This window comes from Pseudorhizobium xiangyangii, from assembly GCF_020531965.1.
GTDB classification, from domain to species: domain Bacteria; phylum Pseudomonadota; class Alphaproteobacteria; order Rhizobiales; family Rhizobiaceae; genus Neorhizobium; species Neorhizobium xiangyangii.
The window spans coordinates 24356-46741 of the sequence record NZ_JAJAWH010000009.1; the positions used below are offsets into that span (position 1 = coordinate 24356).

28 protein-coding genes are annotated in these 22386 nt (G+C 62.3%); 12 read left to right on the top strand and 16 right to left on the bottom strand.

All coding sequences use genetic code 11. The features are described from left to right. Positions 1-14: 14 nt before the first annotated feature. A complete protein-coding gene (locus LH464_RS09615; RefSeq protein WP_226786338.1) occupies positions 15-746 on the bottom strand; it encodes a sulfite exporter TauE/SafE family protein in 732 nt (243 codons plus the stop codon). Between the two features lie 123 nt (positions 747-869). Continuing rightward, complete coding sequence (locus LH464_RS09620) at positions 870-1208, bottom strand: hypothetical protein (RefSeq protein ID WP_226786161.1); 339 nt, start codon at positions 1206-1208, stop codon at positions 870-872. A gap of 154 nt (positions 1209-1362) precedes the next feature. On the opposite strand from LH464_RS09620, the gene LH464_RS09625 reads away from it, so the two are divergent. Further along, a complete protein-coding gene (locus tag LH464_RS09625) occupies positions 1363-1965 on the top strand; it encodes a superoxide dismutase (RefSeq protein ID WP_226786162.1) in 603 nt (200 codons plus the stop codon). A 71-nt stretch (positions 1966-2036) separates the two neighbouring features. Here the strand turns inward: LH464_RS09625 and LH464_RS09630 are convergent, their stop codons facing one another. Beyond that, positions 2037-2657: a DUF2799 domain-containing protein gene (locus tag LH464_RS09630; protein ID WP_226786163.1), complete on the bottom strand. Its 621-nt coding sequence runs from the start codon at positions 2655-2657 to the stop codon at positions 2037-2039. Between the two features lie 217 nt (positions 2658-2874). Then, positions 2875-3564, bottom strand: coding sequence for a helix-turn-helix transcriptional regulator (locus tag LH464_RS09635; RefSeq protein ID WP_226786164.1), 690 nt, complete (start codon positions 3562-3564; stop codon positions 2875-2877). Between the two features lie 134 nt (positions 3565-3698). Here LH464_RS09635 and LH464_RS09640 point away from each other — a divergent pair, with 134 nt between their 5' ends. Further along, positions 3699-4331 carry a LysE family translocator gene (locus LH464_RS09640; protein WP_226786165.1) on the top strand — a complete coding sequence of 211 codons (633 nt, stop codon included), beginning with the start codon at positions 3699-3701 and terminating at the stop codon, positions 4329-4331. Here the strand turns inward: LH464_RS09640 and LH464_RS09645 are convergent. Continuing rightward, on the bottom strand, positions 4303-5409 hold the full coding sequence (locus tag LH464_RS09645; protein ID WP_226786166.1) for a phosphatase PAP2 family protein: 1107 nt from the start codon (positions 5407-5409) through the stop codon (positions 4303-4305). The genes LH464_RS09640 and LH464_RS09645 overlap by 29 nt on opposite strands. A gap of 227 nt (positions 5410-5636) precedes the next feature. Between LH464_RS09645 and LH464_RS09650 the strand changes: the two genes are divergently transcribed. The 4 genes from LH464_RS09650 to LH464_RS09665 all read left to right on the top strand — a co-directional run bounded on the left by LH464_RS09650 (position 5637) and on the right by LH464_RS09665 (position 8729). Continuing rightward, positions 5637-6083, top strand: coding sequence for a c-type cytochrome (locus tag LH464_RS09650; RefSeq protein WP_226786167.1), 447 nt, complete (start codon positions 5637-5639; stop codon positions 6081-6083). A gap of 187 nt (positions 6084-6270) precedes the next feature. After that, positions 6271-6714 (top strand): c-type cytochrome, encoded by a 444-nt coding sequence (locus tag LH464_RS09655; RefSeq protein ID WP_226786168.1) that lies wholly within the window; start codon positions 6271-6273, stop codon positions 6712-6714. A gap of 64 nt (positions 6715-6778) precedes the next feature. Further along, positions 6779-7696, top strand: a complete 918-nt coding sequence (locus tag LH464_RS09660) for a cytochrome c (protein ID WP_226786169.1) — start codon at positions 6779-6781, stop codon at positions 7694-7696. A 70-nt stretch (positions 7697-7766) separates the two neighbouring features. Then, positions 7767-8729 (top strand): cation diffusion facilitator family transporter, encoded by a 963-nt coding sequence (locus tag LH464_RS09665; RefSeq protein WP_226786170.1) that lies wholly within the window; start codon positions 7767-7769, stop codon positions 8727-8729. A 6-nt stretch (positions 8730-8735) separates the two neighbouring features. On the opposite strand, the gene LH464_RS09670 is transcribed toward LH464_RS09665, so the two are convergent. From LH464_RS09670 to LH464_RS09680, 3 genes are all read right to left on the bottom strand, one after another. After that, positions 8736-9308: a DJ-1/PfpI family protein gene (locus tag LH464_RS09670; protein ID WP_226786171.1), complete on the bottom strand. Its 573-nt coding sequence runs from the start codon at positions 9306-9308 to the stop codon at positions 8736-8738. A gap of 19 nt (positions 9309-9327) precedes the next feature. Further along, positions 9328-9816, bottom strand: a complete 489-nt coding sequence (locus LH464_RS09675) for a GNAT family N-acetyltransferase (RefSeq protein ID WP_226786172.1) — start codon at positions 9814-9816, stop codon at positions 9328-9330. A 196-nt stretch (positions 9817-10012) separates the two neighbouring features. Beyond that, positions 10013-10426 carry a MerR family transcriptional regulator gene (locus LH464_RS09680; RefSeq protein ID WP_226786173.1) on the bottom strand — a complete coding sequence of 138 codons (414 nt, stop codon included), beginning with the start codon at positions 10424-10426 and terminating at the stop codon, positions 10013-10015. A gap of 86 nt (positions 10427-10512) precedes the next feature. On the opposite strand from LH464_RS09680, the gene LH464_RS09685 reads away from it, so the two are divergent. Further along, a complete protein-coding gene (locus tag LH464_RS09685; protein WP_226786174.1) occupies positions 10513-11241 on the top strand; it encodes a cation transporter in 729 nt (242 codons plus the stop codon). Positions 11242-11406: 165 nt separating this feature from the next. Here LH464_RS09685 and LH464_RS09690 read toward each other — a convergent pair whose 3' ends face one another. The 3 genes from LH464_RS09690 to LH464_RS09700 form a co-directional block, all read right to left on the bottom strand. Further along, a complete protein-coding gene (locus LH464_RS09690) occupies positions 11407-11691 on the bottom strand; it encodes a hypothetical protein (RefSeq protein WP_226786175.1) in 285 nt (94 codons plus the stop codon). Positions 11692-11834: 143 nt separating this feature from the next. Further along, on the bottom strand, positions 11835-12353 hold the full coding sequence (locus tag LH464_RS09695) for a DUF1697 domain-containing protein (RefSeq protein ID WP_226786176.1): 519 nt from the start codon (positions 12351-12353) through the stop codon (positions 11835-11837). A 22-nt stretch (positions 12354-12375) separates the two neighbouring features. Then, on the bottom strand, positions 12376-14520 hold the full coding sequence (locus tag LH464_RS09700; protein WP_390624960.1) for a S9 family peptidase: 2145 nt from the start codon (positions 14518-14520) through the stop codon (positions 12376-12378). A gap of 231 nt (positions 14521-14751) precedes the next feature. Here LH464_RS09700 and LH464_RS09705 point away from each other — a divergent pair, with 231 nt between their 5' ends. Next, positions 14752-15144 (top strand): DUF930 domain-containing protein, encoded by a 393-nt coding sequence (locus LH464_RS09705; RefSeq protein WP_226786178.1) that lies wholly within the window; start codon positions 14752-14754, stop codon positions 15142-15144. Here LH464_RS09705 and LH464_RS09710 read toward each other — a convergent pair. The 3 genes from LH464_RS09710 to LH464_RS09720 form a co-directional block, all read right to left on the bottom strand. Continuing rightward, entirely contained in the window at positions 15141-16391 is a 1251-nt protein-coding gene (locus tag LH464_RS09710) for an NAD(P)/FAD-dependent oxidoreductase (RefSeq protein WP_226786179.1), read from the bottom strand. The genes LH464_RS09705 and LH464_RS09710 overlap by 4 nt on opposite strands. Positions 16392-16399: 8 nt before the next feature. Then, the gene (locus tag LH464_RS09715; protein WP_226786180.1) at positions 16400-17557 is read right to left on the bottom strand and encodes an AI-2E family transporter; all 1158 of its coding nucleotides are present in this window, start codon (positions 17555-17557) and stop codon (positions 16400-16402) included. A 90-nt stretch (positions 17558-17647) separates the two neighbouring features. Continuing rightward, positions 17648-18511, bottom strand: coding sequence for a VOC family protein (locus tag LH464_RS09720; RefSeq protein ID WP_226786181.1), 864 nt, complete (start codon positions 18509-18511; stop codon positions 17648-17650). 200 nt (positions 18512-18711) lie between these two features. Here LH464_RS09720 and LH464_RS09725 point away from each other — a divergent pair, with 200 nt between their 5' ends. The 3 genes from LH464_RS09725 (at position 18712) to LH464_RS09735 (ending at position 20527) form a co-directional block, all read left to right on the top strand. Continuing rightward, positions 18712-19122, top strand: coding sequence for a universal stress protein (locus LH464_RS09725; protein ID WP_226786182.1), 411 nt, complete (start codon positions 18712-18714; stop codon positions 19120-19122). A gap of 133 nt (positions 19123-19255) precedes the next feature. Further along, positions 19256-19924, top strand: a complete 669-nt coding sequence (gene trhA, locus LH464_RS09730; protein ID WP_226786183.1) for a PAQR family membrane homeostasis protein TrhA — start codon at positions 19256-19258, stop codon at positions 19922-19924. Positions 19925-20017: 93 nt separating this feature from the next. Beyond that, positions 20018-20527 carry a GNAT family N-acetyltransferase gene (locus LH464_RS09735; protein WP_226786184.1) on the top strand — a complete coding sequence of 170 codons (510 nt, stop codon included), beginning with the start codon at positions 20018-20020 and terminating at the stop codon, positions 20525-20527. Between the two features lie 23 nt (positions 20528-20550). Here the strand turns inward: LH464_RS09735 and LH464_RS09740 are convergent, their stop codons facing one another. Beyond that, positions 20551-20706 (bottom strand): hypothetical protein, encoded by a 156-nt coding sequence (locus tag LH464_RS09740; RefSeq protein ID WP_226786185.1) that lies wholly within the window; start codon positions 20704-20706, stop codon positions 20551-20553. A 227-nt stretch (positions 20707-20933) separates the two neighbouring features. On the opposite strand from LH464_RS09740, the gene LH464_RS09745 reads away from it, so the two are divergent. Next, on the top strand, positions 20934-21899 hold the full coding sequence (locus tag LH464_RS09745; protein ID WP_226786186.1) for a magnesium and cobalt transport protein CorA: 966 nt from the start codon (positions 20934-20936) through the stop codon (positions 21897-21899). Positions 21900-21957: 58 nt separating this feature from the next. Here the strand turns inward: LH464_RS09745 and LH464_RS09750 are convergent, their stop codons facing one another. Continuing rightward, complete coding sequence (locus LH464_RS09750; protein WP_226786187.1) at positions 21958-22356, bottom strand: RidA family protein; 399 nt, start codon at positions 22354-22356, stop codon at positions 21958-21960. Between the last annotated feature and the right edge of the window lie 30 nt (positions 22357-22386).

Sequence of the window (22386 nt, forward strand, 5' to 3'; positions counted from 1 at the left end):
GAGCACTGTGTCCTTCAAACCACGCGCACCGCCGCTGTTCCGATGATGATCAGCGAGACGGCGATCATCAGCGGCTTCACGGGCAGCTTCCGCACCACCAGTGCACCCAACGGCGCCGCCAGCACGCCGCCCAGGATCAAGCCGATCGCGGAGGAAAGCTCCGACCAGCCCAGCGTCAGTATGAAGGTGGCCGAGATGACGGTGGTGACGGCGAACTCGGTCAGGTTGGTCGAGCCGATCACCTTCTTCGCGTCATGGCCTCGCCCAAGCAGGCTGCTGGTGACGATTGGACCCCATCCGCCACCACCCATGGCATCGAGCAGGCCGCCAATGCCTCCGACATAGGGGATGATCCAGTCGCGCACGTCGCGGGGCCATTTCGGCTGAAAGGCCTTGTAGAGGATGAATAGGCCGACGCCGATCAGGTAGAGCGAGACGATGGGCTCGATCATCTCGCCATCGATATTCGACAACAGGAAAGCCCCGAGGGCGCCGCCGATCATGCCGGCCGGCGCCAGCCGCACCACGAGCCGCCAGTCGACATTGCGGTGGTAGAGGTGCGAAAGCCCGGAGGCGGCGGTGGTAAAACACTCGGTCACATGGGTCATGGCGCTGGCCACGGCAGGGGGCACGCCCACGGCCAGCAGGCTGGTCGTCGTCAGCACGCCGAAAGCCATGCCCAGCGCGCCATCGACAATCTGCGCCAGAAAGCCGATCAGCACGAAAGTCAGGAAGTCGGACGTCAGAAAGTCGAACGACATGCCGGATCCTTGCCCGTTAGCGGTCGCGATGAAAGCCGTAGTGCGGGAAAAAGTTCCAATTTGTGACGAATATGCGGAAGGCTATGAAGCGGCAGGCGGCCAAAACCGTCACTCCCCGTTCTTCACCGCCAGCGGATCGCCGGAAAGCTCGCTGCCGAGTTCCACGGTCTCACTCTGCTTGTTCATGACGCAGATGCGGTTGATCGTGGCGTCTGCACCCTTCGCCTTGCCGGTCACCACGGCGAGCCCGAAGCTCTCGCTACCGTAGGGATCGACGACAGCCGTCGGCGCCTCGATCGTGTCTGCAGCCGCCGCCAGGCATTTTTCCTCGACGGTTCGCGCGAAGGCCTCCCAGGCTTCTTCGGAAGAAGCTTGAACTGAACCGCACGAGAAAAACAGCAGGGCGGCCGCGGTCTTGTATTTCAACATGCTAAATCCCTTTTCCATTCATTTCCTTGGCGTGGCGTGACTTGAAGAATTTCGCTCACCAATCCAGTGATCAGGCGTGTTTCTGGCAAGTCGGCCGTTGCCTCTTGGCACCTGCGCACCTATGTTCCCGCTCGACCGATTTCACGGTGTTTGCCGAAAAAGGAGTAAGATCATGGCCTTTGAACTTCCTGAACTCCCATACGACTACGACGCGCTTTCCCCTTATATGTCCCGGGAAACGCTCGAGTTCCACCACGACAAGCACCACAAGGCCTATGTCGACACCGGCAACAAGCTGGCTGCCGAAGCTGGCATGGATGGCCTGTCGGTCGAAGAAGTCGTCAAGAAGTCCTTCGGCACGCACCAGACCCTCTTCAACAATGCTGCCCAGCATTACAACCACGTCCATTTCTGGAAGTGGATGAAGAAGGACGGCGGCGGCAACAAGCTGCCCGGCAAGCTGGAAAGCGCCTTTGCTTCGGACCTCGGCGGCTACGACAAGTTCAAGGCCGATCTCATCGCGGCCGGCACCACGCAGTTCGGTTCGGGCTGGGCATGGGTCTCCGTCAAGAACGGCAAGCTCGAAATCTCCAAGACCCCGAACGGTGAAAATCCGCTGGTTCACGGCGCGGAGCCGATCCTCGGCGTCGACGTATGGGAGCACTCCTATTACATCGACTACCGCAACGCCCGTCCGAAGTACCTCGAAGCCTTCGTCGACAACCTGATCAACTGGGACTACGTCCTGGAGCGTTACGAAGCCGCCACGAAGTAATTCCCGGCAGATTTGAGACGTTAAAAAGGGCTCCAGCCATCGCTGGAGCCCTTTTTGTTTGGCTGGCTCGGTCAGTCGCGCGGCGGTGAAAGCTGTGCCGTCGGGTTTTGGCGGAAGAAATCCAGATCACGCTCCGCGTTCGTCAGATCATAGCGGGCGTCGTCCAATTCCCGTCGCATGCGGTGCCGGTCGCGCTCCAGGTCGTCGATCCTGCCGCGTATGCTGCGTCGTTCGCCGTCCTTTGCGTCCTTCATGCCGTCGTACAGGGTGTCGATCTCGGAGTCCTTGTACCGCATGGTGGATTCCAGTGAGCTGACGCGGGAACGAAGATCGTGAGCCCGCTTGCCGAGGCTGTAGCCGCGCATGAACTCCGCTTCCAGTTCGGCCGGGCATGCATTGTGGTAGGCGTTGCCCGCCTCGCCGGCGGCAGCGCCGCCCAGCGGCGTGCAGTAGCGCTTGATGCCGACCTGATAGCCTGCGTACCAGCGGGTCTGGTCGGGCGTGATGCCGCTCTTGGAGCAGGATTTCAGATGGTCGGCAAACCGCTGCTGCGGATTGTGACCGGCAGCCCCATCGGTGTCGCCGACCACATTCCAGTCGGCCACCCGGCACTCTTCCTTCGACATCGAATTACAGGAGGCGACCGACATCGCAATGGCCGCCATCCCCGCGATCGACAGGAAACGCATCATCTACCCCCCCAGCAAGTTTTTCCCGGTTCCGTCTAAGCAGAGATTACGGAGAACGCCTAGACATGGGCAACGGGTTTCGAAGGTAATCCAGAGTATTTGGCCGGGTCGCCCGGCAGTGTTGCTTCCGATACGCAGGGGCGCTGGTGCAATACTGCGGTTCCTCGAAGGGCCATAATGTGTCGCGGGCAGTATTGTTCGTCAACTGCAGAGGGCTGCGTCACGTTTCCGGGGCTCTCCAGCCATCGACCCAAAGCTTGCGCAGGCCGTCGCCTTCACCGGGGAAGAAGACATCGAGCGCCTCGCAATCCTCCACGCGATCGGCCCGGAAATTGCGGATCGCCTCGCGAAGTTCGCACCAGGCGACGATGTTGGCGGTCTGCGAATAGTAGATCAGCGCGATTGGCCGGATAGTCCGTTCCGTCACGCGTGCGAGTTCGTCCCGATAGCCGAGCGCCAGCTTCCGTTCATCGCGGATCGCTCGCCGGACCATGGCGAGGTCGATCGCCTCCGGTGCGGGAGCAGGGCGCCCCCAGGCGTGCAGCGCGTTGGCGGAAAAGGTTGCGGCAAGCGGCGGCGGAACGGCTGCGGCGATCTTGCGGTTCACCTGCTTGGCTGCCTGCCGAAGTTCGGCGTCTCCTGTCCGCTCCAGCAGCGCCAGCGACAGCACGATCGCCTCGGTCTCCTCGACGGTCAGCATCAGCGGCGGCAGGGTGAAGCCCGGTCTCAGGATATAGCCGATGCCGCGACCGCCCTCGACGGGCACCCGCATCGACTGCAATTCGACGATATCGCGGTAGATGGAGCGGACGGTGACCTCCAGCTGAGCGGCGATCTCTGCCGCCGTTACAGGCTTCTTCGCGAGCCGCACGATCTGGATGATCTCGAACAACCGAGAGGCCTTGCGCATGCCATTTTTCCTCGTCTCCCGAGAGGGCTACTGACAGAACGCTGTCAGTAGCCCTCCGCTATATCGTCGTGCATCCAATTGAAAAGCAAGCCTCTCCGGTGTTCGGAACGAGGCCGACACGACAGGAAACTGACATGACCTACGGCGACAATCTCTGGCTCTTCTTCACCCTTCTTTTCGGCATCATCATCGTACCGGGCATGGACATGATCTTCGTGCTCGCCAACTCGCTGACACGCGGGCGCACGGCGGGTCTTTCGGCGACGGCCGGCATCATGGCGGGAGGCCTCGTTCATTCGATCTACGGGGCCGTCGGCGTCGGGCTTCTCGCCAGCCTCATGCCGACGCTGTTTTCGCCGTTGCTGATCGCCGGCTCGGCGTACATGGCCTGGATCGGCATTAGCCTGATGCGCAGTTCCATCGTCATTGATGGCGTTGGTCCTGCCGATGCGGCAAGCCACTGGCAGGCCTTCCGGCGGGGGGCGATCACCTGCCTGGTGAACCCGAAGGCCTATCTCTTCATGCTGGCGATCTACCCGCAATTCCTCCGCCCGGACTTCGGCCCCCTTGCGCCGCAGGCTGCGGTGATGGCGGCGATCACGGCGGCGACGCAACTTGCGGTCTATGGCGGGCTTGCACTTGCGGCGGGCAAGGCGCGCGAAACGATCGTCGGCAATGGCCGCGCCACGATTTGGATCGGCCGCGGCGCCGGCGTCCTGCTGCTGGCGGTCTCGCTGGTCACTCTGTGGGAGGGGCTGCGGGCGTGAGAGCGCCCTGCGGCCGGGAGGCAGGCGCGAACACCTCACCTCGATCGAAGAGCCGCCGCATGAGTGGGTGGAGGGCGAGGACGATCAGGATCGAGACATAGCCGTCGATGGCGTAGTGCCATCCCAGATACACGGAGCTGAGCAGGATGAGGCCGACGTAGGCAAACCCTATATGGCCCGCCATCCGGTTCAACTCCCGCAGGAAAAGCGCGTTCACCATCGCCAGCGCGACATGCATGCTCGGAAAGGCGGAAATGCCGGTTCCGAGAGCGGAGGTGCCGGCTTCGTGGCTTGACCACAGATAGGCCTGGAACAGCGCCGCGGAGGAAGCCTCCGCACCGTCTCCAAGAAAGGATGTGATCGCGGCGAAGCGGACCCCATCGCCCGTCACGCCCGCATAGAAGGCGGGGCCGGCCGAGAGGAACAGGCAGGCGAGAATGCTGCCGACCACGATCCAGGTCGTTGCCATCGTCATGAGATAGCGCAGCCGTATTGTGCCGGCTGCCTGATGCGTGGCGATGAAGAAGACCGGAATGAAGCCGAGAAGCGACCAGAGGACGCTGTAGTTCCATTCTATGGCTTTGCGGAGAAGAGGATGGGGCAGAAGGGCGACCACGAGCGCTCCCGGGTCGTGCCCGAGGTGCAGCAGCTGATCGATGTCCGCCTGTACCCGATCGTAGACAAAGCCGCCGCGGATGTCCGGCATAAGGTTCTTGAAGGTGGTGAACGAGCCCATGAAGACGATGAAGCTGACCAGGGCCAGTAGTCCGGAGGCCGCATGGCCGATCGTTGTCGGGTTTGCATAAGCTCGGAGCAGGCCGCACCGGCTGCTCCAGTCGTCCGTCCGGTGTACGGCGAGCGCTGCTGCGCCAACGAGCATGATGGCGGGTAGCGTGACAAGGTAGATGGGTGCGAGACGTTCGAAATAGGCACCGTGCGCAAGTGCTCCGGCTTTGCCGAGCCAGAGAGCGATCACCAGGACGGCTCCCGAATAGGCTATGACCAGGGAGTGGAATGGGGCCAGGACCGCCGTCCCTCGCAGGCATTCCCCCAGCATCTGGCGCGTCCAACGGTGCATCCGCAAATCCCTGCGTCCCATCCCGACGCTCAAATAAGCAAACAAGCCTCAAAATTGTCTGAACGCGCTCCGGCGTACATGTCTCCGCCGGCTGTTCCGATCTTCTCTATGAAATTGATACTCCTCAACTATCACTGCCTTGTTACTTTCGTCCGACTCGATGAAAAGCCATGGTGCGCCGCATCATCGGAGCCATCGCGGCCCCGGGTAAAAAGGAGAAGGATTGCATGCGTCTTAAGTCGACCGTCGTCATCGGAGCCGTACTCGGCTGTCTGAGTTTCTCGTCCGCGTTCGCGCAGGAAGAGCCACAATCCGCTCGGCAGGCCCAGATGAAAGTGGTCGGCCAGTCCATGAAAGAGCTTGGTGCCATCGCCAAGGGCGAGAAGCCCTATGACGGGGCAGCCGTAAAGGCAGCCCTCGAAGGGGTCAGCACCAGCATGAAGGCATTCCCGGATCAGTTCCCGGCCGGAACGGAGACCGGAATGGAAACGGAAGCCGCGCCGGCGATCTGGGAAAAGACGGACGATTTCCGTGCCAAGTCGGACAAGCTCGCCGCCGAGGCTGATACGCTTCTCGCGTCCGTTCCCGCCGATCAGGCTGGCGTCGGCGCCGCCATGAAGGCGCTGGGTGCGACCTGCGGCGACTGTCACGAGACCTACCGCTTGAAGCGCTAATCCTGCGAGGGGAGCGGCGCCACGCGTGCGGCTCCCCGACCCTCCGGCGCGCCTGCGATTGAACCGTCTGGCGTACTGCGTTGAAAGTGCTGAAACTATCACCGCCTTGTTACTTCCTCCCGGCGATCTCCGAGAGCATCGTGAGCCGTCGTCAGCGGCCGGTGCCCGGCCCAAGGGAGGAATGCCAATGCGCTTGAAGTCTTATGCCATTGCGGCGTGCGCCGCCTGCCTCTGTCTTTCCACGGCTCTCGCACAGGAAGAGCCGCAGGTCGTCCGACAGGATCTGATGAAGGAAATCGGTCGTTCCGTCGGCGCTCTGGGGGCCATTGCCAAGGGTGAGAAGCATTATGACGCGGCGACGGTAGAGACTTCGCTGAAGACGATCAGTACGAACAGCCAGGCTTTCCCGGATCAGTTTCCTGCCGGTTCGGAGAGCGGGCACGAGACCGAGGCGCTGCCGGCGGTCTGGGAAAAGCCGGAGCAATTTCGGGCAGGGGCAGAAAAGCTCCATACCGAGGCGCAGGCGGTGATGGCGTCCATGCCGGCGGATCAGGAGGGCGTCAAGGCGGCCATGGGGCGCCTCGGCGCGGTCTGTTCGGATTGTCATGAGACGTTTCGTGTGAAGAAATAAGAATGACGGTGCCCGGCCGTCAGCCACGGCCGGGTTGCCTTTTTGGTTTCCATTGGAGAATGGCATGGCTTTGCGGTGGACGAGGATTTTGGGTGCCGGTGCGGCGGTTGTTGCAGTCGGCGTGGCGGCCGCCTGGTTCCTGACGAAGCCGGCTCCCTTGCCGGAAGACAGCTGGGCTGGTCTCGGCGAGCCGGATCTTGCGCGTGGCGAAACGCTGTTCTGGGTCGGCGGCTGCGCCGGCTGTCATGCGGCGAAAGGGGCAACGGGAGACGCGGTGAAGGTCATGTCCGGTGGACTGCCGCTCACCAGTCCCTTCGGCACGTTCCATGTGCCCAACATATCCTCGGACCCGAATGCGGGGATCGGCGCCTGGACGCTTGCCGAATTCGGCAATGCCATGCTCCGCGGCGTGGGCAAGGGGGGCGAGCATCTCTATCCGTCCTTCCCTTACACGTCCTACGCCCGGATGAGCCCGGAGGATGTGAACAATCTCTTCGGCTACATGAAGACGCTGCCGGCGAGTTCGAACGTCGCGCCGCCGCACGAACTGGGATTCCCCTACAACATACGGGCCACGCTCGGTGGCTGGAAGTTCCTGTTCTTCAACAGCGAGCCATGGGTCGACCTCGCCTCTGCCGACGAAAAGCTGCAGCGCGGCCAGTTCCTCGTGGAAGGCCCCGGCCATTGCGGCGAATGTCATACACCCCGCAACGCGCTCGGTGGGCTGGAGGCCGGCCAGTGGCTGGCCGGCGGGCCGAACCCGGAAGGCGAGGGGCGCATCCCGAACATCACGCCGGGTTCGCGGTCGGTCGGCTCGTGGAGCGAGGGCGATCTGGTCAACTACTTCCAGACCGGCTTCACCCCCGATTACGATTCGGTCGGCGGCTCGATGGTCGAGGTCCAGAAGAACCTCTCGCATCTGTCGCAGGGGGATCTGGAGGCAATCGCGGCCTATCTCAAGGCTGTGCCTGAACGACAGTAGTTCCTCGCAGGTGTAACTTTCGGAACCGACCCGACCGGAATAGGTTGAGTCGCGAACGGAAGGGACGTTGATGAGCCACGCACATCACGGTGTGGAGACCGGCAGCGGCGACCGGCGGATGGTCTGGGCGATCGCCGTCAATATGCTGCTGACGGTGGCGCAGATTGCCGGCGGCATCCTGTCCGGCAGCCTGTCTCTGATTGCCGATGCGCTTCACAACTTCAGCGACGCGGCTTCGCTGATTATCGCCGCCGCTGCCCGAAAGATCTCTCGCCGGCCATCCGATGCGTCGATGACGTTCGGCTATGTCCGGGCGGAGGTCGTCGCCGCGCTGATCAACTACACGACGCTCATCGTCATCGGGCTTTACCTCGTTTACGAGGCGATCATGCGCTTCATCACGCCGGAGCCGGTCGAAGGATGCATCGTGGTCGTGGTGGCCGGAGTTGCGCTTGTGGTCGATGCCGCGACCGCGCTCCTGACCTACACGATGTCGAAGGAGAGCATGAATATCCGTGCCGCCTTCGTCCATAATGTCGCCGATGCTCTCGGCTCGGTCGGCGTCATCATCGCCGGTACGCTAATCCTTCTCTACGACTGGCGGATCGTCGACCCGATCGTCACGCTGGTCATCGCCGTTTACATTCTCTGGCAGGCCTTTGCCGAGATCGGCGGCTCGATCCGCATGCTCATGCTCGGCACGCCGCCGCAGATCGACGTGCCGAGGCTGATCGAAACGCTGTCGGGCATCGACGGCGTGGTCGATATCCACCATGTCCATGTCTTTGCAATAGATGAACGGCTCGTCGCCATGGAGGCGCATGTCGTGCTCGAGGAAACGCGACGTAACGAGAGCGACATGATCAGGGCGCAGCTGAAGCAGGTGGCGCAGGATGCGTTCGGCATCGCGCATTCGACGTTGGAAGTGACTCATGGCGAAAGCTGCTGCGCGGGCGCGGAGGCCCGTGCCATCGGGCACCCGGTCGCGCGCCCGTCTCATGGCCCTCATGCGGGGCATCATCACGGACATTGAACGGCTTCAGGCCTGGTGGTGCTCGCCACTGAATGCCTTGATCTCCGCTTCCGCTTGCGGTCCCCAGAGATCGAGAGCCTTGAGGATTTCCATGGTGAAGGTAACCGGCGAATTTCCGGGCGCGGTGATCACCCGTCCGTCGCTGACCGCCTGCGGCTGGTCGCGGTAAAGCGCATCGCCGAGATAAGCGGGATACTGCTTGTGGGATGCCAGCCGGTTTCCGGTATGGGCCACCGCGTTCAATACGCCGGTCGCCGCAAGTGCGCTTGCCGCCGCGCAGATGCCGGCGACCACCTTGCCGTGGCTGTGGAAGGATTGGACATAGGGCGTGAAGTCAGGCGCTTCACCGCTCTCCCATGCAAGGCCGCCGGGAATGACAAGGGCGTCGAAGACGGCGGGATCCAGCACATCATAGGCAAGATCCGGCATCACCTTCAGGCCGCCCATGGAAACGACGGCGTCGCCATCAGGCGACGCGGTGACCACGTCGGCTCCCAGATAGCCGCGCGCCACCGCCATCAGCAATGCGCATTCCCAGTCCGCGAAATGCGGTGTCAGCGCAATGGCGATACGCGTCATGGATAACCTCCTCCGTCGCTCAGGCGAGCGCCTGCATGTAACGCATTCCGGTCACCGGACGGGGCATGAAATCCATCTGCTCGTAGAAACGGTGGGCTGCGAAATTGCCGGTGGCGGCGCTGACGGAAAGATAGTCGCAACTGGCGGTGCGGGCAATCTCCCGGGCACGCGAGACAAGGTGGTGGCCGATGCCATGGCCGCGATGGCCGTCGCGCACGAACAGGTGGTGCAGGTCCATGCCGCGCGTACCGGTATCGGCCCTGTAAAGCGGCACCATGATGGCGTATCCCATCAGGCCGTCGCCGCCATCGGCGACCAGCGCCTGGATCCACGGCATCGAGCCGAACAGGTCGCGCTCCAGCTTTTCAGGCGTGATCGCGGCGGCGTCGCCGTGGTGGGACGCGAGAAGCGCGATCATCTCGTTGAGTTCGGGCAGGTCATGGCGCTTGGCGGCGCGAATGGTCACAACGGCCGGGCGGGGAAGGGTGGTTTCGGTATCTTCGGTCATCTTGGCTTCCTCTTGGTTCTGTCGCCGTCAGGAGGAGCCGTCTTGAAACAACAAAGCCGCCTGACGGCGGCTCGTTGACATTATGATCTGTCGAGCCGCCCGTTACCGGTAGGCCCAAAAATACGTGCAGGAGATGGGTGCGCGTGCGTCGATCATGCGGGATTAGATGCGCCGAATTTTTTAGCTTGTCAACGCTTCAATGCTCGGCTTCGCACAGCGCGTGATCGGACAGCGCGCGGATGACGTAGCAGTCCTCGACGGAATGCCCGCAGCAGTGGGAGACGATGCGTTCCAGCTCGTGCTCGAGCTTCCTCAGCTTCTCGATCTTCGCCCGTACCGCGCCGAGATGGTCTTCCGCGATCCGGTCCGCTCCGGCGCAGGGAAGGTCCGGATGGCGGCTGAGCGCTATCAGTTCCCGGATGGCCGGAATGTCGAAGCCGAGGTCCCGGGCATGGCGGATGAAGGCCAGCCGCTCCAGGTCGGCCTTCTCGTAACGCCTCTGGTTGCCCTCCGAGCGATGGGCGGCGCTGATCAGCCCCATCTGTTCGTAATAGCGGATCGTGGGCACCTTGACGCTGGTGCGTCGGGAAAGATCGCCGATCGAGTACATTTTTGCCTGAAGCCTCTTGAACCTATAGTCGCTAGAGGGATTAGCTATGTCGTCACCGGTCAACAAACAAGGATCAAGGTGACATCATGAGCGCATCCTGCGGCCAACATCACGGCACGTTCGAGGGACTTTCGGCGGATTATAAGCGGCGGCTATGGGCCGTCATCGCCATCAACGGGGCGATGTTCTTCGTCGAGATGGCCGCGGGGCACATGGCGCGTTCGCAGGCGCTGCAGGCCGATGCACTGGATTTCTTCGCCGATGCCGTCACCTACGGCATCTCGCTGGCGGTGATCGGTTCATCCCTCAGGGTGCGCACCGCAGCGGCTGCCGCCAAGGGCATAAGCCTCTTCCTGATGGGGCTCTGGGTGTTTGGCGCCACGATTTACCGTGTGTTCTATCACGGTGTTCCGGAAGCGCCGGTCATGGGCGTTATCGGTTTCCTCGCCCTTGCCGCCAATCTCGCAAGCGTCTGGCTGCTCATCAACTACAAGGATGGCGACGCCAATGTCCGCTCCGTCTGGCTTTGCTCGCGCAACGATGCGATCGGCAATGTGATCGTCATGCTGGCAGCGCTCGGCGTATGGGGAACGGCAACCGCATGGCCGGACCTGATCGTCGCCGCCATCATGGCAGGCCTGTTCCTGTCGTCGTCCGTGCAGATCCTGAGACATTCCTGGGAAGAATGGAACCGTGGCGGAGAGGTATCACTCGATCCGCATGCGGGCCACAGCCATGGCGAGGACAGCCATCACGCGGCGCATGACCGGTGCTGCTCGGGGAATGTCCACAAGGCGCACGCGCCGAACGGATAGGTGCTCACCTGCAGTGGGGCTGGTTGTCAGGCATGGGGAGTTGAGAGCAAGGCCGCCGATCGTGGACGTGATGAGCCTCTCGATTGATCGCAAGGCATGGCGGCTGCCGGAAATGGATCATGCAGGGGGAATCGGAGAGCAGTGGCGGGAAACCTGGCCGAATGGTCAGCGCCCCCCGGAAAATTCCTGATAAAGTTCCTGGACCCAATCGACCGGCACATCGGGCACGTTTGAAGGCTTGTTGATGGCGGCGGGTGCCTGCCCGCTGTCACGCAGGCCCCAAAGGGCGCTGGCAAGCGAACTCGAAAGAAGAGTACTGCTGCCCGTGAGCGTCGAGCCGGAGCGGAACGGTTGTTCCACCTCCCGCTGTGCAGGTTCCTCGGTGATGCGCTCGATCATCTGGGGGCGCGTCGGGTAATGGTAGCCGCTGAGGCTGCTGTCGATCTGCATGGCTTACACCTGGTTCAATCGTTAACAAATGGTTAATGATGGAACCTTGCGCGAAGCTTGCGCAATTGCGCGGCGCGCTCAATCGGTCACTTGACAGATTCGGGAATGCTTATGCGCATGGTGATTTGGCGGCGGTCGCCAGTTCAGGCTTCAGCCATCTCTCGTGCCAGTTCCGCAAGTTTTCGGACAGTGTTGAGATTGCGGCTGGTGGCCGGCTTGATAGCCTTCAGCCTGAGCTTCGAGCGGCCCGATCCATTCGGATAGTGCACCCATATTTCCCGGCCACGGACGACGGCCTCCTCGCCGTCGGGCGCGACCAGATCCTCAAGCGCCCCGACCGGCGCGGTCTCCGGGAGAAAATGGACGAGCAGGAAATTCGGCTTGGCATGGGGGAAGGGGATGTTCTCGACGATGGCCCCGAGTTCATCCGTCGTGCGCACCATGACGCCGGGCTTTTTGCCGAATCTCCTGGCCAACGCTTCATCGAGCTTTGCCGCAACGGCTTCTTCCCCATCATCCGAGCGGAACAGCACGTTGCCGCTCTGGATGTAGGTTTTGACATCCGCAAGGCCGAGCCCTTCGCAGATGACCTTGAGTTCGGTCATCTGCAGGGTCGTACCGGTGACATTCACCGCCCTCAGCAAAGCTACGTAGACGGTCATCTCCCCTCCCTTGGGCCGATGATTACATCTTGCCCGCCACCTTGATGGCGAAGGCGTATTCGAAGGCGATCTCCTCCAGCCGCTGGAAGCGGCCGGACTTTCCGCCATGGCCCGCTGCCATGTTGGTCTTCAAGAGGAAGGGGCCGGCTTGCGGCGCGTTCTCGCGCAGCTTCGCCACCCACTTCGTCGGTTCCCAGTAGGTCACGCGCGGGTCGGTCAGGCCGGAGAGCGCCAGGATCGGCGGATACGGCTTGGTGCCGATGTTATCGTAGGGGCTATAGGCCGCGATCCACCGGTATTCCTCCTCCGAGTCGATCGGGTTGCCCCATTCCGGCCATTCGGGCGGCGTCAGCGGCAGCGTGTCGTCGAGCATCGTGTTCAGCACATCGACGAAGGGTACGGCGGCGATGATGCCGGCGAACTTCTCCGGGGCCATGTTGGCGATCGCCCCCATCAGCATGCCGCCGGCAGACCCGCCCTCGGCGATGATGTCCTCGTAGGAGGTGAAGCCTTCGCCGACCAGATGGTCCGCAGCGGCGATGAAGTCCCTGAAGGTGTTTTCCTTGTTCTCCATCTTGCCGTCTTCGTACCAGGCAAAACCCTTGTCCTTGCCGCCGCGGATATGGGCGATGGCGTAGACGAATCCGCGGTCTGCGAGCGACAGGCAGTTGGTGTTGAAGCCGGCAGGGATGGTGATGCCATAGGCGCCGTATCCATAGAGAAGGCAGGGCGCCGAACCGTCGAGCGGGGTGTCCTTGCGGTAGAGCAGGGTAACCGGCACCTGCTCGCCATCATGCGCGGCCGCGAACACGCGGCGGGTGATGTAGTCATCCGGATTGTGGCCGGATGGCACTTCCTGCGTCTTCAGGAGCACGCGCTCACGTGTCGCCATGTTGTAGTCGAAGAGCTGCCCCGGCGTCGTCATCGACGAGTAGGAGAAGCGGATGACGTCCGTCTCGTATTCGGCGGCACCCGAAAGACCCAGCGAATAGGCTTCCTCGGCAAAGGCAATGGCGTGCTCTTCGCCTGTCTTGCGGTCGCGGACAATGGCCTGCGGCAGGCCGTCCTTTCGCTGCAACCAGACGAGATGCCGGGCAAAGGCCATGTGCGACAGGATCAGCCGGCCCGGCTCGTGGGCCACGATCTCCTGCCAGTTCTCCTTGCCCGGCGCCGTCACCGGCGCTTCCATGATCTTGAAGTCCTTGGCGTCGCCGTCATTGGTCAGGATGTAGAAGACTTCGCCGCCTTCCGTCATCGAGTACTCCACGCCTTCCTCCCGTTCGGCCACCAGCTTCGGCTCGGCGGTGAGGTCCTTTGTGGAGAGCAGGCGATACTCTGACGTCTCGTGATCGTGGATGTCGATATAGATGAAATCGTCGAGCAGCGAGCCGCCGACGCCCATGAAGAAGCCGGGATCCTTCTCCTCGTAGACGAGACGGTCTTGCTCCTGCTTCTGGCCGAGGATGTGGTGGAAGACCTTGGATGGCCGATGGTTCTCGTCCTGCAACGTATAGAAGAAGCTCTTGCCGTCCGGCGCCCAGACCCCGCCGCCGGCGGTATTCTCCAGCACGTCGGCGAAATCCTCGCCGGTCTCGAGGTCGCGGACCCGCAGGGTGAAATATTCCGAACCCTTGTCGTCATAGCCCCAGATACCGAGACGGTGGTCGGTCGTGTGGTCAAGGCCGGCGAGGCGGAAATAATCCTTGCCCTTTGCTTCCTTGTCGCCGTCGAGCAGGAGCTTGCGGCTCGCCTCGTCCTTGTGGTCGCCGTCGCGGGAAATGCGGAAGTAGCGGGGTTGCTCGCCGCCGGTCACGTAGGCGGTGCCGTAGGCGAAAGGTCCGTCCTTCATCGGAACGGAACTGTCGTCTTCCTTGATACGGCCCTTCATCTCGGCAAACAGCGTCTTCTGCAGTGCCTTGGTATCGGCCATCGCCGCTTCCATGTAGGCGTTCTCCGCCTCCAGATGTTGGCGCAAGCCGGGATCGAGCAGGCTCGGATCCTTGAACATCGCCTGCCAGTTCTCCGCCCGCATCCAGGCATAGTCGTCCGTGCGGGTTATCCCGTGGCGGGTATCCGAGACCGGCTTCCTGTCAGCGACGGAAGCGGCGGGGAGGTCGGTGAAAATCGTTCTGCGGGAGACGGCCAAGGAAGCACTCCGGTATTTCATGAGGAAGTGCCAGAGATAGGAGGTGCTGCGATGAGTGGCAAGGCGCCATTGCCCAACGGACCGAGATCCGCCAACGGCCGGGGGTTGGCGCGTATCCTGTTCGGTCGCCGGCCCAGTGCGCGTTCGCGTCCCCGCTCGACCCAGCCATCCTGTTTCCCGCTATGGTAGGTGGCCAACGCGGGTTCCATCTCCTAGTTTCCGCGCGGTTCGAATCTCACCCTCTGCGACGGAATGAATAAGAAAAACATTGCAATTGCCCTCCTGGCGCTCTGCGCCGCCTTTCCTGCTCACGCCCTCGATGGCCGGATCGTCCGGCAACTGAAGGCGCTCGCCCCCGAGGAGCGGCGCGAGCAGCGCTGCGACATCGAGGCGATGGCGCGCATCGCCAGCGAAAAGGAAGGCTTCAAGCCGGACAAGGTGATTGCCTATACCTTCTCCGATCCGGAGGAGAACGGCGACTGGATCAAGGCGCCCGGTGCCGCCTTCCGCAGCGCCGGCGACTGGTACCGCCTGAAGTTCAAGTGCGAAACGAGTGAGCATGGCCTGGCGGTCGAGTCGTTCCAGTACAAGATCGGCTCGAAGGTCCCGCGCAAAGAGTGGGAAGAACACTACCTCTACGACTAGCAGGACGAAGGGGCGGGCCGGTCGAGTGCGAAATTTTCGAACCAGCCCTGCCTGTCGCCGGCAATCATCGCCGCGATCATCCGCGAGGCCAGGTAGGAAAAGGTGATGCCATTGCCGCCGTAGCCGTACGCGGCGTGGATATTGCGCGCACCCGGCACCGACCCGATCAGCGGCAGGCCATCCGTCGTCTCCCCGAATGCGCCGCACCAGGCGTGCGAGATCGTCGCATCCGCCTGCGGCCAGAGCTGCACCAGCCGCTCCTTCAGCCGCAGCGTCTTGTCAGGGAGTAGGGCGTCCCTCTTTTGCGGATCAGCGATATCCTCGTCCTCGCCGCCGATGATGATACGGTTATCGGCTGTCGCCCGCATGTAGAGATAGGGCTCCGTCGCCTCCCAGATCAGTGCGTGGTCGCGCCACAGCCTGTCAGGTGCCTGCGGCACGGTGCAGATCGCGTAGCTCGACAGGGTCGCATGGGTCTCCGGCATGACGAAATGCGGCATCACGTATCCGGTTGCCAGGACGACGTGCCTGGCCTCGATCACGTGTGTCCCGTCCGTCTCGACGACCACCCGGTCCCCCTCGGCATGGAAATGCAGGGCATCGGCCGCGATGAGGCGCGCGCCGCGCGACGCTGCGATATGGAGGAGCGACCAGCAGAGCAGCAGGGGGTCCGCCTCGGCGGAGCCCGGCGAGAGGATCGCGGCCTCGCGATCGAGCCCGAATTCTTGGGCAAGCTCGGCATGTGGCAGAAGCTGCCCGGCAAGTCCGGCGCGATGGCGCAGCGCCAGCTCCTCGCGAAGCTCCCTTTCGCCGGTCTCACCCGCCGCCAGATAGAGCGTCGGTCGCGGGTGAAAGGAGCAGGGGATGCGGTGCTCGGCGATCAGGTTGGCAAGGCCAGCCACGGCCGCGCTGCTGCGACGATAGATATCCGCTGCGGAATCGAAGCCGTAGAGTTCCGTCAGTTCCTGGAGAGACGCGTCCGTTTCCCACTGCAGCATCGCCGTGCTTGCCTTGGTGCTGCCGTGGCCGAGCGTTTCCCGGTCGATGACCGTCACCTCATGTCCGAGAGACGTCAGGTGCTCCGCCGTCAGGGCGCCGGTGATCCCGCCGCCGATGATGGCGATGCCGGTCTTCAGGCTTGCGGAAAGGGCTGCCCGCTCCGGGTTGGCGATCTTTCCGCCCCAGGGCGACCTGCCGGTGTGCAGGTCGTCTTGGCTCGTCTGCTCGAAATTCAGGCTGGATTTCATGTCGGCTTCTATCCCGGCAGGTGCGGTACAGTCTTGCGTTCCGGGAACAGTTCGTTGGCGATCGTCATCATGATCAGTGACAGTGGCAGTGCGAGCATCGCGCCGACTGCGCCCCACATCCACGTCCAGAAAATAATGGCGATGAACACGAGGAAGGGATTGATCTCCCATTGCCGTCCCATGATGGCCGGGAAGATCAGGTTTTCCATGAGCAGGTGGATAATGAAGAAGATAATAGCGGGAATAAGCCCGATGAGCAGGGAATCGTGCACCAGCACGCCGCCGAGCGCCACGGATGCCGTCATCAGGGTAATGCCCAGATAGGGGATGAAGCTCGAGATGAACGCGAACATGCCCCACATGCCCGGCGATGCCAGGCCGCCCAGATAGGCGATGATGGTCATCGAAACGCCGAGTGCGAAATAGAGCAGGCTTGCCGTCGCGAAGTAGTAGCCCAGCACTTCTTCCATCGCATTCAGCACCCGGATGGCGACCAGCCGCTGGTGTCGGCGGGGAAAGGCCATGATGATCGTCCGGCGAAGCCGCACGCGGCCGTAAAGGAAGAGCAGCAACGCGGCAAAGAAGATAAGGGCCTGGATGATGGCCGGCGTGAGGTTGGCCGTCAGTACCGCAAGTATGCTGCTGCTGTTCTCCAGCAGCTTCTCCATCGACATCGGGCCGGTCTGGAACGTCGCGGCACTGATGTTCAGCCATTCCTGCCGTTCGAGGAAGGGCAGGACGCGGTCAATCATCTGCTCGATCAGCTTCGGGCCACTGTTGACGAAAAACAGCGCCGGCTCGGCCAGTGCGTTGATCAACAGAAGGAGGACGATGGCCACTGCGGACGACAGCACGACCGCGATGCCGAAACGGGGCACCCCATAATCGCCCAGGCGCTCGGCGGCCATGCCGAGGATGATGCCGACGACGATCGCCAGCGTTATCGGGATGAGCACCAGTTTCATGTAGGAGATGACGGCAAGGCCAAGCAGGAAGAATATGCCGATGATTGCCCAGCTGGCGGCAACCTCGAGAGCCTCGCGTCCGAGCGGCGAAAACTCGGTCGCGTCCCCATCGGTGCCTGGCTTGGCCGCGGCAGCAGCCTCGAGGCCCTCCAGTGCTGGCGCCTTCCTTGGCTTGCGACCGTTCGTGTCCGATCTCGTCATGCTTATGGGTTCCCGATGCGCGCCGTTAACGCACAGCGGGGACGCCGGTTCCTTCGCCTGGAGCGTTTCCTGCAGGCAAGCAGCGGCTCTCTATGCGGAAAGCGTGATGCCGATACCCCAGGGGTCTGTGAGGGACCAACCCTGCGGGGTTTTGGTGGTGCTGATCTGCTGCTTGTCGAGGCTGGCGAGCGCCGTCGTCAGCGCCGCCTGCTCGTTGAAGCGCAGCGTGTAGTCGGAGAGGCCCGTCATGTTCTGCTGACGGCGCGTGGCGCCCCGGCTGTTCCAGATGTTGGCCGCCACGTGATGATGGTAGCCGCCCGTGCCAAAGAAGCTGGCGCCGGGATAGCGGGCCATCACCTTGAGCCCGAGCACGTCGCGATAGAAGGCCTCGGCCTGCGGCACGTCGCCGACCTGCAGATGGATATGTCCGACGGATGTGCCCTCGGCCATGCCCGCCCAGGAAGCCTGTGGTGCGCTGGCATGAAGTTCCTGAAGGTCGAGACGCTCGGTGGCCATCGCAACCATGCCGTCGGCGTCGTAGGTCCATTCTTCAGGCTGGCGGTCGCGGTAGATCTCGATGCCGTTGCCTTCCGGGTCGGAAAGATAGAGTGCTTCGCTGACGAGGTGGTCGGAGGCGCCTTCGAGGCGGATGTCGTTCGCTGCCGCATGCGAGAGCCAGTGGGCGAGGTCTTTTCGCGTTGGCAGGAGGAATGCGGTATGGAACAGGCCTGCTGCATTGCGTGGCGCGCGGACCGCGTCCTGCCGGGTTGTCAGCGCCAGAAGTGGCTTGCCTGCGACGCCCAGAACTGCGCCAGACGCGCTCTTTTCCAGCACGGCAAGGCCGATGGCGCGTTGGTAGAATTCGGAAACCTGCGAGAGGTCGTTCACCACCAGGTGGACGTGTTCGACGAAGGCTGGTCGGGTCTGTGCGAATTGCGGCTGCGGTTCATTCATTGCGATCTCCTTGAGCGTCTGTGGCTCCGTTGACCTGAATATGCCGACTTTTCATCGTTCAATAAAGATCATCGATTGTTGATAGGTTGTTCAGTTTTCGTTGACGGTGCCACCTGGTGACTTGATCATGATCAATGCGCTGTGCGGGCGGAACAGGAGAATGCCCCTATCGAAAGAGCTGAAATTTGGGGCAGCGGACCATGTACAAGAAAATCATCGTCGCCGTGGATGTTACAGACCTGGAAAAGGCCGAGCGGATCATCCCGCGAGCGGTCAATCTTCTGGAGGCAGGCGGGCGGATCGTTCTCCTGTCCGTCGTGGAGGATCTTCCGGGATATGTGCTGGCCGACGTGCCGCCGAGCATAATGGCGGACGCGCGGCAGGAGACGGAGACCAGGCTCCTCGATCTGCGCCATGAATACTCCTTGAGCGCGGATATCGAAGTGCGTCATGGAGCGCCGGCGCGGGCCATCCTGGCTTGTGCGGAAGCGCAGGAGGCGGACCTGATCATCCTCGCCTCTCACCGGCCGGACTTTTCCAACTACTTCCTCGGCGCCACGGCCGACCGCGTGGTGCGCCACGCGCAGTGCTCGGTCCTTGTGGACCGGTAGGCTGAGGAGCCACCACTCCGCATTTGCCTCAATCTAACAGGCCGAAAAACATTGTGAATCAGAGTTCTCCAAAAGCTCTTGCCTCGCTTCGCAACTCCGATCATCTTGATGGGATGAGTGTCGCGAGGAAGGTATGACGGAGCGTTTCAACTTCGGCAGAAAGTATGATTTTCACGAGATCGTTGCCGATGGCGTCGTCCACGGCATCGGGCTCGTGTTCGCGCTTGTCGGCGTCACCGCGCTGATCTTCTACGCCACCATCTCGGCAAGCCTCGGTGAAATCGCGGCGGCCTGGATCTACGGCCTCGGACTTGTGCTCTGTCTGTCGATCTCCTTCACCTACAACATCTGGCCCGTGTCGCGGGCCAAGTGGGTCCTGCGGCGGTTCGACCACTCGGCGATCTTCGTCCTGATCGCCGCGACCTACACGCCGTTCCTCGAGCGCGGCATTCACGATCCGATGATCCTGTTCATGCTCGTGGCGATCTGGCTGACGGCGATTGTCGGCATCCTGCTCAAGTGTTTCTTTCCGGGCAGGTATGACCGGCTGGCCATTCTTCTCTATCTCGCCATGGGCTGGAGCGGCGTCATCGTGGCAGTGCCGATTTCGCAATACCTTCCCGCCATCACCGTCTGGCTGATCGTCGCCGGCGGCATCATCTATTCGCTCGGCGTGATCTTCCATGTCTGGGAGCGGCTGCGTTTCCAGAACGCCATCTGGCATGCTTTCGTGGTGGCCGCCTCCGCCGTCCACTACGGCGCCGTCATCACCTGCTTCAGCTTGTCGAACACGACGCTATAGCCGCCTGACCGAGCCTTTCCCGGTTAAACTGCGCGTGGACATCGGCTTTCTGCGTCTGCTATGGCGGGCAGGCAATCATCACATGGACGAGCAATGACCGCCCCGATTATCCGCGATGCGACCGAAGCCGATTTCCAGGCGATCCTGGAGATCTACAATGACGCGGTCGCCAACACGACCGCCATCTGGAACGAGACGCAGGTCGATCTTGCCAACCGGCAGGAGTGGTTCGCGGCGCGGCAGGCGAGGGGCTTTCCCATTCTGGTCGCGGATGTCGGTGGAGCTGTTGCGGGCTATGCCTCCTATGGCGACTGGCGCGCCTTCGAAGGGTTCCGCAACACCGTCGAACACTCCGTCTATGTCCACAAGGATCATCGCGGGGCAGGCGCCGGCCGCGCCTTGATGCGGGCGCTGATCGAACAGGCGGGCAAGCGCGGCATCCACGTCATGGTCGCCTGCGTGGAAGCGGGCAATTCCGCCTCCGTGCGGCTGCACGAAGGTCTCGGCTTTCGCAATGTCGGGACGTTTTCGGAAGTCGGCACGAAGTTCGGCCGTTGGCTCGATCTCACCTGCCTTGAACTGCGGCTACCCTCGTCGTCTTGAACGCCTGAATGGGCAGGCTGGTCTCAGCCACCGACATACTGGAAATAAGCCCAGGCCAGCACCAAAGCTGCCGCCACGCCAAGCACAGTCAGGAGCTTCCGAAGGCCGGGATTGGGCTTCTTCGGTTCCTTCGGCTTGGGCGCTTTCGGCGGCTGCTTGAATTCGACGACGTTGGACATCTCTTCTCCCTCTGATCTCGTCACGTCATATGATGAAGACAATTAAGGTTTGCCTTCCGCAAGGCCAGTGCAAAATATGAAGCGCTCCTGCCCTATGCCTCGATGCGGCGGGCCCTCGGCGAAAGGCTGGCCGAATAACGGCGCAACAGGCCGGTGCGCAGCCCTTGGTGCGCCTGCACATCTGCTCTATGTTTGCCGTCTATCGCATCTCGGTCTGCAGGGTTTCCATGACGGTCGTAGCTTCGTTTGTATATCGCGGCGGCAAGCGCAGCGAAGCCGTTGCGACGGATGGACCTCGCCCTTTGCTCAAGGAAGGCGATTTCGTCTGGATCGGGCTGGTCGATCCGACGGCAGAGGAGATCGGCGGGCTCGCCGCCACCTACGGGCTGCACCAGCTTGCGGTCGAGGATGCGCTGAACTCCCGCCAGCTTCCGAAGGTCGAGGTCTACGGCGACCAGCTCTTCGTCGTGGCCAAGACGGCCCATCTCGAAGGCGACAAGATCCGCTACGGCGAAACGGCGATCTTCGTCGGCCGGGGCCACATCATCACCGTTCGTCACGGTTCCGCCCGGGGCCACACGGAACTGCGCTCGCAGCTCGAGGCATCCGCCCAGCTCCTGCGTCAGGGCACGGACTACGTTCTTCATGCGATCATCGACTTCATCGTCGATGGTTACCTGCCCGTCGTGCAGGCGATCGAGGACAAGGTTCTCGCAATGGAAAAGCACATGCTGGCGACCTTCCTGGAGCGCGAGCAGATAAGGCGGCTGTTCAGGCTTCGCCGGCAGCTGATCCTGTTCGGGCGCATCCTGGGGCCTATGTCGGATGTCGCCGGCAAGCTCGTCCATCTCGAACTTCCCTGCGTCGACAAGAGCGCCAAACCCTTCTTCCGGGATGTCCACGACCATGTCATCCGGGTCGAGGGCATGGTCGGAGGGCTTCGCGAAGTCATCACCTCGGTCTTCGAGGCGTCCAACCTGCTCGAACAGCAGAGGCAGGGCGTCATCACAAGGCAGCTGGCCGCATGGGCGGCGATCCTTGCCGTGCCGACCGCGATTGCCGGCATCTACGGCATGAATTTCAGGAATATGCCCGAGCTTTCCACCCGCTACGGCTATCACGTGGTGCTGCTCGTCATCCTGGTGCTGTGCGGTTTTCTCTACTACCGGTTCAAGAAGACGGGCTGGCTGTAAGGGAATGGCGCGCAGGCCGGTGCCTGCGCGCCACGATCGTGAGCTGTTTACCCTTCGATCAGGCAGCTTGAGGAATGCGGGCAATGACCTTGATCTCGAAGTCGAACCCCGCCAGCCAGTTCACTCCGACCGCGGTCCAGTTCGGATAGGGCTTCTCCGGGAAGATGCGTCCCTTGACCTTCATGACCGCGGAAAACTGGGCTTCCGGGTCCGTGTGGAAGGTGGTCACGTCAATGATGTCGTCGAAGGTGCAGCCGGCGGCCTTCAACACGGCTTCCAGGTTGTCGAAGGCGAGCTGGACTTGCTTCTCGAAGTCCGGCTCGGCCGAGCCGTCCTCGCGGCTGCCTACCTGGCCTGAAACGAACAGAAGATCGCCGGAGCGGATTGCCGCTGAATATTGGTTGATTTCGTAGAGCGCCTGTCGCCCAGTGGGGAAGATAGCGTCGCGTTTGGTCATTAAATACTCCTGTCGTTTTGCAAATCAGTG

Bases quoted from the DNA above. Each gene is read 5' to 3' on its own strand.
- LH464_RS09620 (WP_226786161.1), bottom strand. From the start codon at position 1,208: ATGGAAAAGGGATTTAGCATGTTGAAATACAAGACCGCGGCCGCCCTG.
- LH464_RS09625 (WP_226786162.1), top strand. From the start codon at position 1,363: ATGGCCTTTGAACTTCCTGAACTCCCATACGACTACGACGCGCTTTCC.
- LH464_RS09630 (WP_226786163.1), bottom strand. From the start codon at position 2,657: ATGATGCGTTTCCTGTCGATCGCGGGGATGGCGGCCATTGCGATGTCG.
- LH464_RS09635 (WP_226786164.1), bottom strand. From the start codon at position 3,564: ATGCGCAAGGCCTCTCGGTTGTTCGAGATCATCCAGATCGTGCGGCTC.
- LH464_RS09640 (WP_226786165.1), top strand. From the start codon at position 3,699: ATGACCTACGGCGACAATCTCTGGCTCTTCTTCACCCTTCTTTTCGGC.
- LH464_RS09645 (WP_226786166.1), bottom strand. From the start codon at position 5,409: ATGCACCGTTGGACGCGCCAGATGCTGGGGGAATGCCTGCGAGGGACG.
- LH464_RS09650 (WP_226786167.1), top strand. From the start codon at position 5,637: ATGCGTCTTAAGTCGACCGTCGTCATCGGAGCCGTACTCGGCTGTCTG.
- LH464_RS09655 (WP_226786168.1), top strand. From the start codon at position 6,271: ATGCGCTTGAAGTCTTATGCCATTGCGGCGTGCGCCGCCTGCCTCTGT.
- LH464_RS09660 (WP_226786169.1), top strand. From the start codon at position 6,779: ATGGCTTTGCGGTGGACGAGGATTTTGGGTGCCGGTGCGGCGGTTGTT.
- LH464_RS09665 (WP_226786170.1), top strand. From the start codon at position 7,767: ATGAGCCACGCACATCACGGTGTGGAGACCGGCAGCGGCGACCGGCGG.
- LH464_RS09670 (WP_226786171.1), bottom strand. From the start codon at position 9,308: ATGACGCGTATCGCCATTGCGCTGACACCGCATTTCGCGGACTGGGAA.
- LH464_RS09675 (WP_226786172.1), bottom strand. From the start codon at position 9,816: ATGACCGAAGATACCGAAACCACCCTTCCCCGCCCGGCCGTTGTGACC.
- LH464_RS09680 (WP_226786173.1), bottom strand. From the start codon at position 10,426: ATGTACTCGATCGGCGATCTTTCCCGACGCACCAGCGTCAAGGTGCCC.
- LH464_RS09685 (WP_226786174.1), top strand. From the start codon at position 10,513: ATGAGCGCATCCTGCGGCCAACATCACGGCACGTTCGAGGGACTTTCG.
- LH464_RS09690 (WP_226786175.1), bottom strand. From the start codon at position 11,691: ATGCAGATCGACAGCAGCCTCAGCGGCTACCATTACCCGACGCGCCCC.
- LH464_RS09695 (WP_226786176.1), bottom strand. From the start codon at position 12,353: ATGACCGTCTACGTAGCTTTGCTGAGGGCGGTGAATGTCACCGGTACG.
- LH464_RS09700 (WP_390624960.1), bottom strand. From the start codon at position 14,520: ATGAAATACCGGAGTGCTTCCTTGGCCGTCTCCCGCAGAACGATTTTC.
- LH464_RS09705 (WP_226786178.1), top strand. From the start codon at position 14,752: ATGAATAAGAAAAACATTGCAATTGCCCTCCTGGCGCTCTGCGCCGCC.
- LH464_RS09710 (WP_226786179.1), bottom strand. From the start codon at position 16,391: ATGAAATCCAGCCTGAATTTCGAGCAGACGAGCCAAGACGACCTGCAC.
- LH464_RS09715 (WP_226786180.1), bottom strand. From the start codon at position 17,557: ATGACGAGATCGGACACGAACGGTCGCAAGCCAAGGAAGGCGCCAGCA.
- LH464_RS09720 (WP_226786181.1), bottom strand. From the start codon at position 18,511: ATGAATGAACCGCAGCCGCAATTCGCACAGACCCGACCAGCCTTCGTC.
- LH464_RS09725 (WP_226786182.1), top strand. From the start codon at position 18,712: ATGTACAAGAAAATCATCGTCGCCGTGGATGTTACAGACCTGGAAAAG.
- trhA (WP_226786183.1), top strand. From the start codon at position 19,256: ATGACGGAGCGTTTCAACTTCGGCAGAAAGTATGATTTTCACGAGATC.
- LH464_RS09735 (WP_226786184.1), top strand. From the start codon at position 20,018: ATGACCGCCCCGATTATCCGCGATGCGACCGAAGCCGATTTCCAGGCG.
- LH464_RS09740 (WP_226786185.1), bottom strand. From the start codon at position 20,706: ATGTCCAACGTCGTCGAATTCAAGCAGCCGCCGAAAGCGCCCAAGCCG.
- LH464_RS09745 (WP_226786186.1), top strand. From the start codon at position 20,934: ATGACGGTCGTAGCTTCGTTTGTATATCGCGGCGGCAAGCGCAGCGAA.
- LH464_RS09750 (WP_226786187.1), bottom strand. From the start codon at position 22,356: ATGACCAAACGCGACGCTATCTTCCCCACTGGGCGACAGGCGCTCTAC.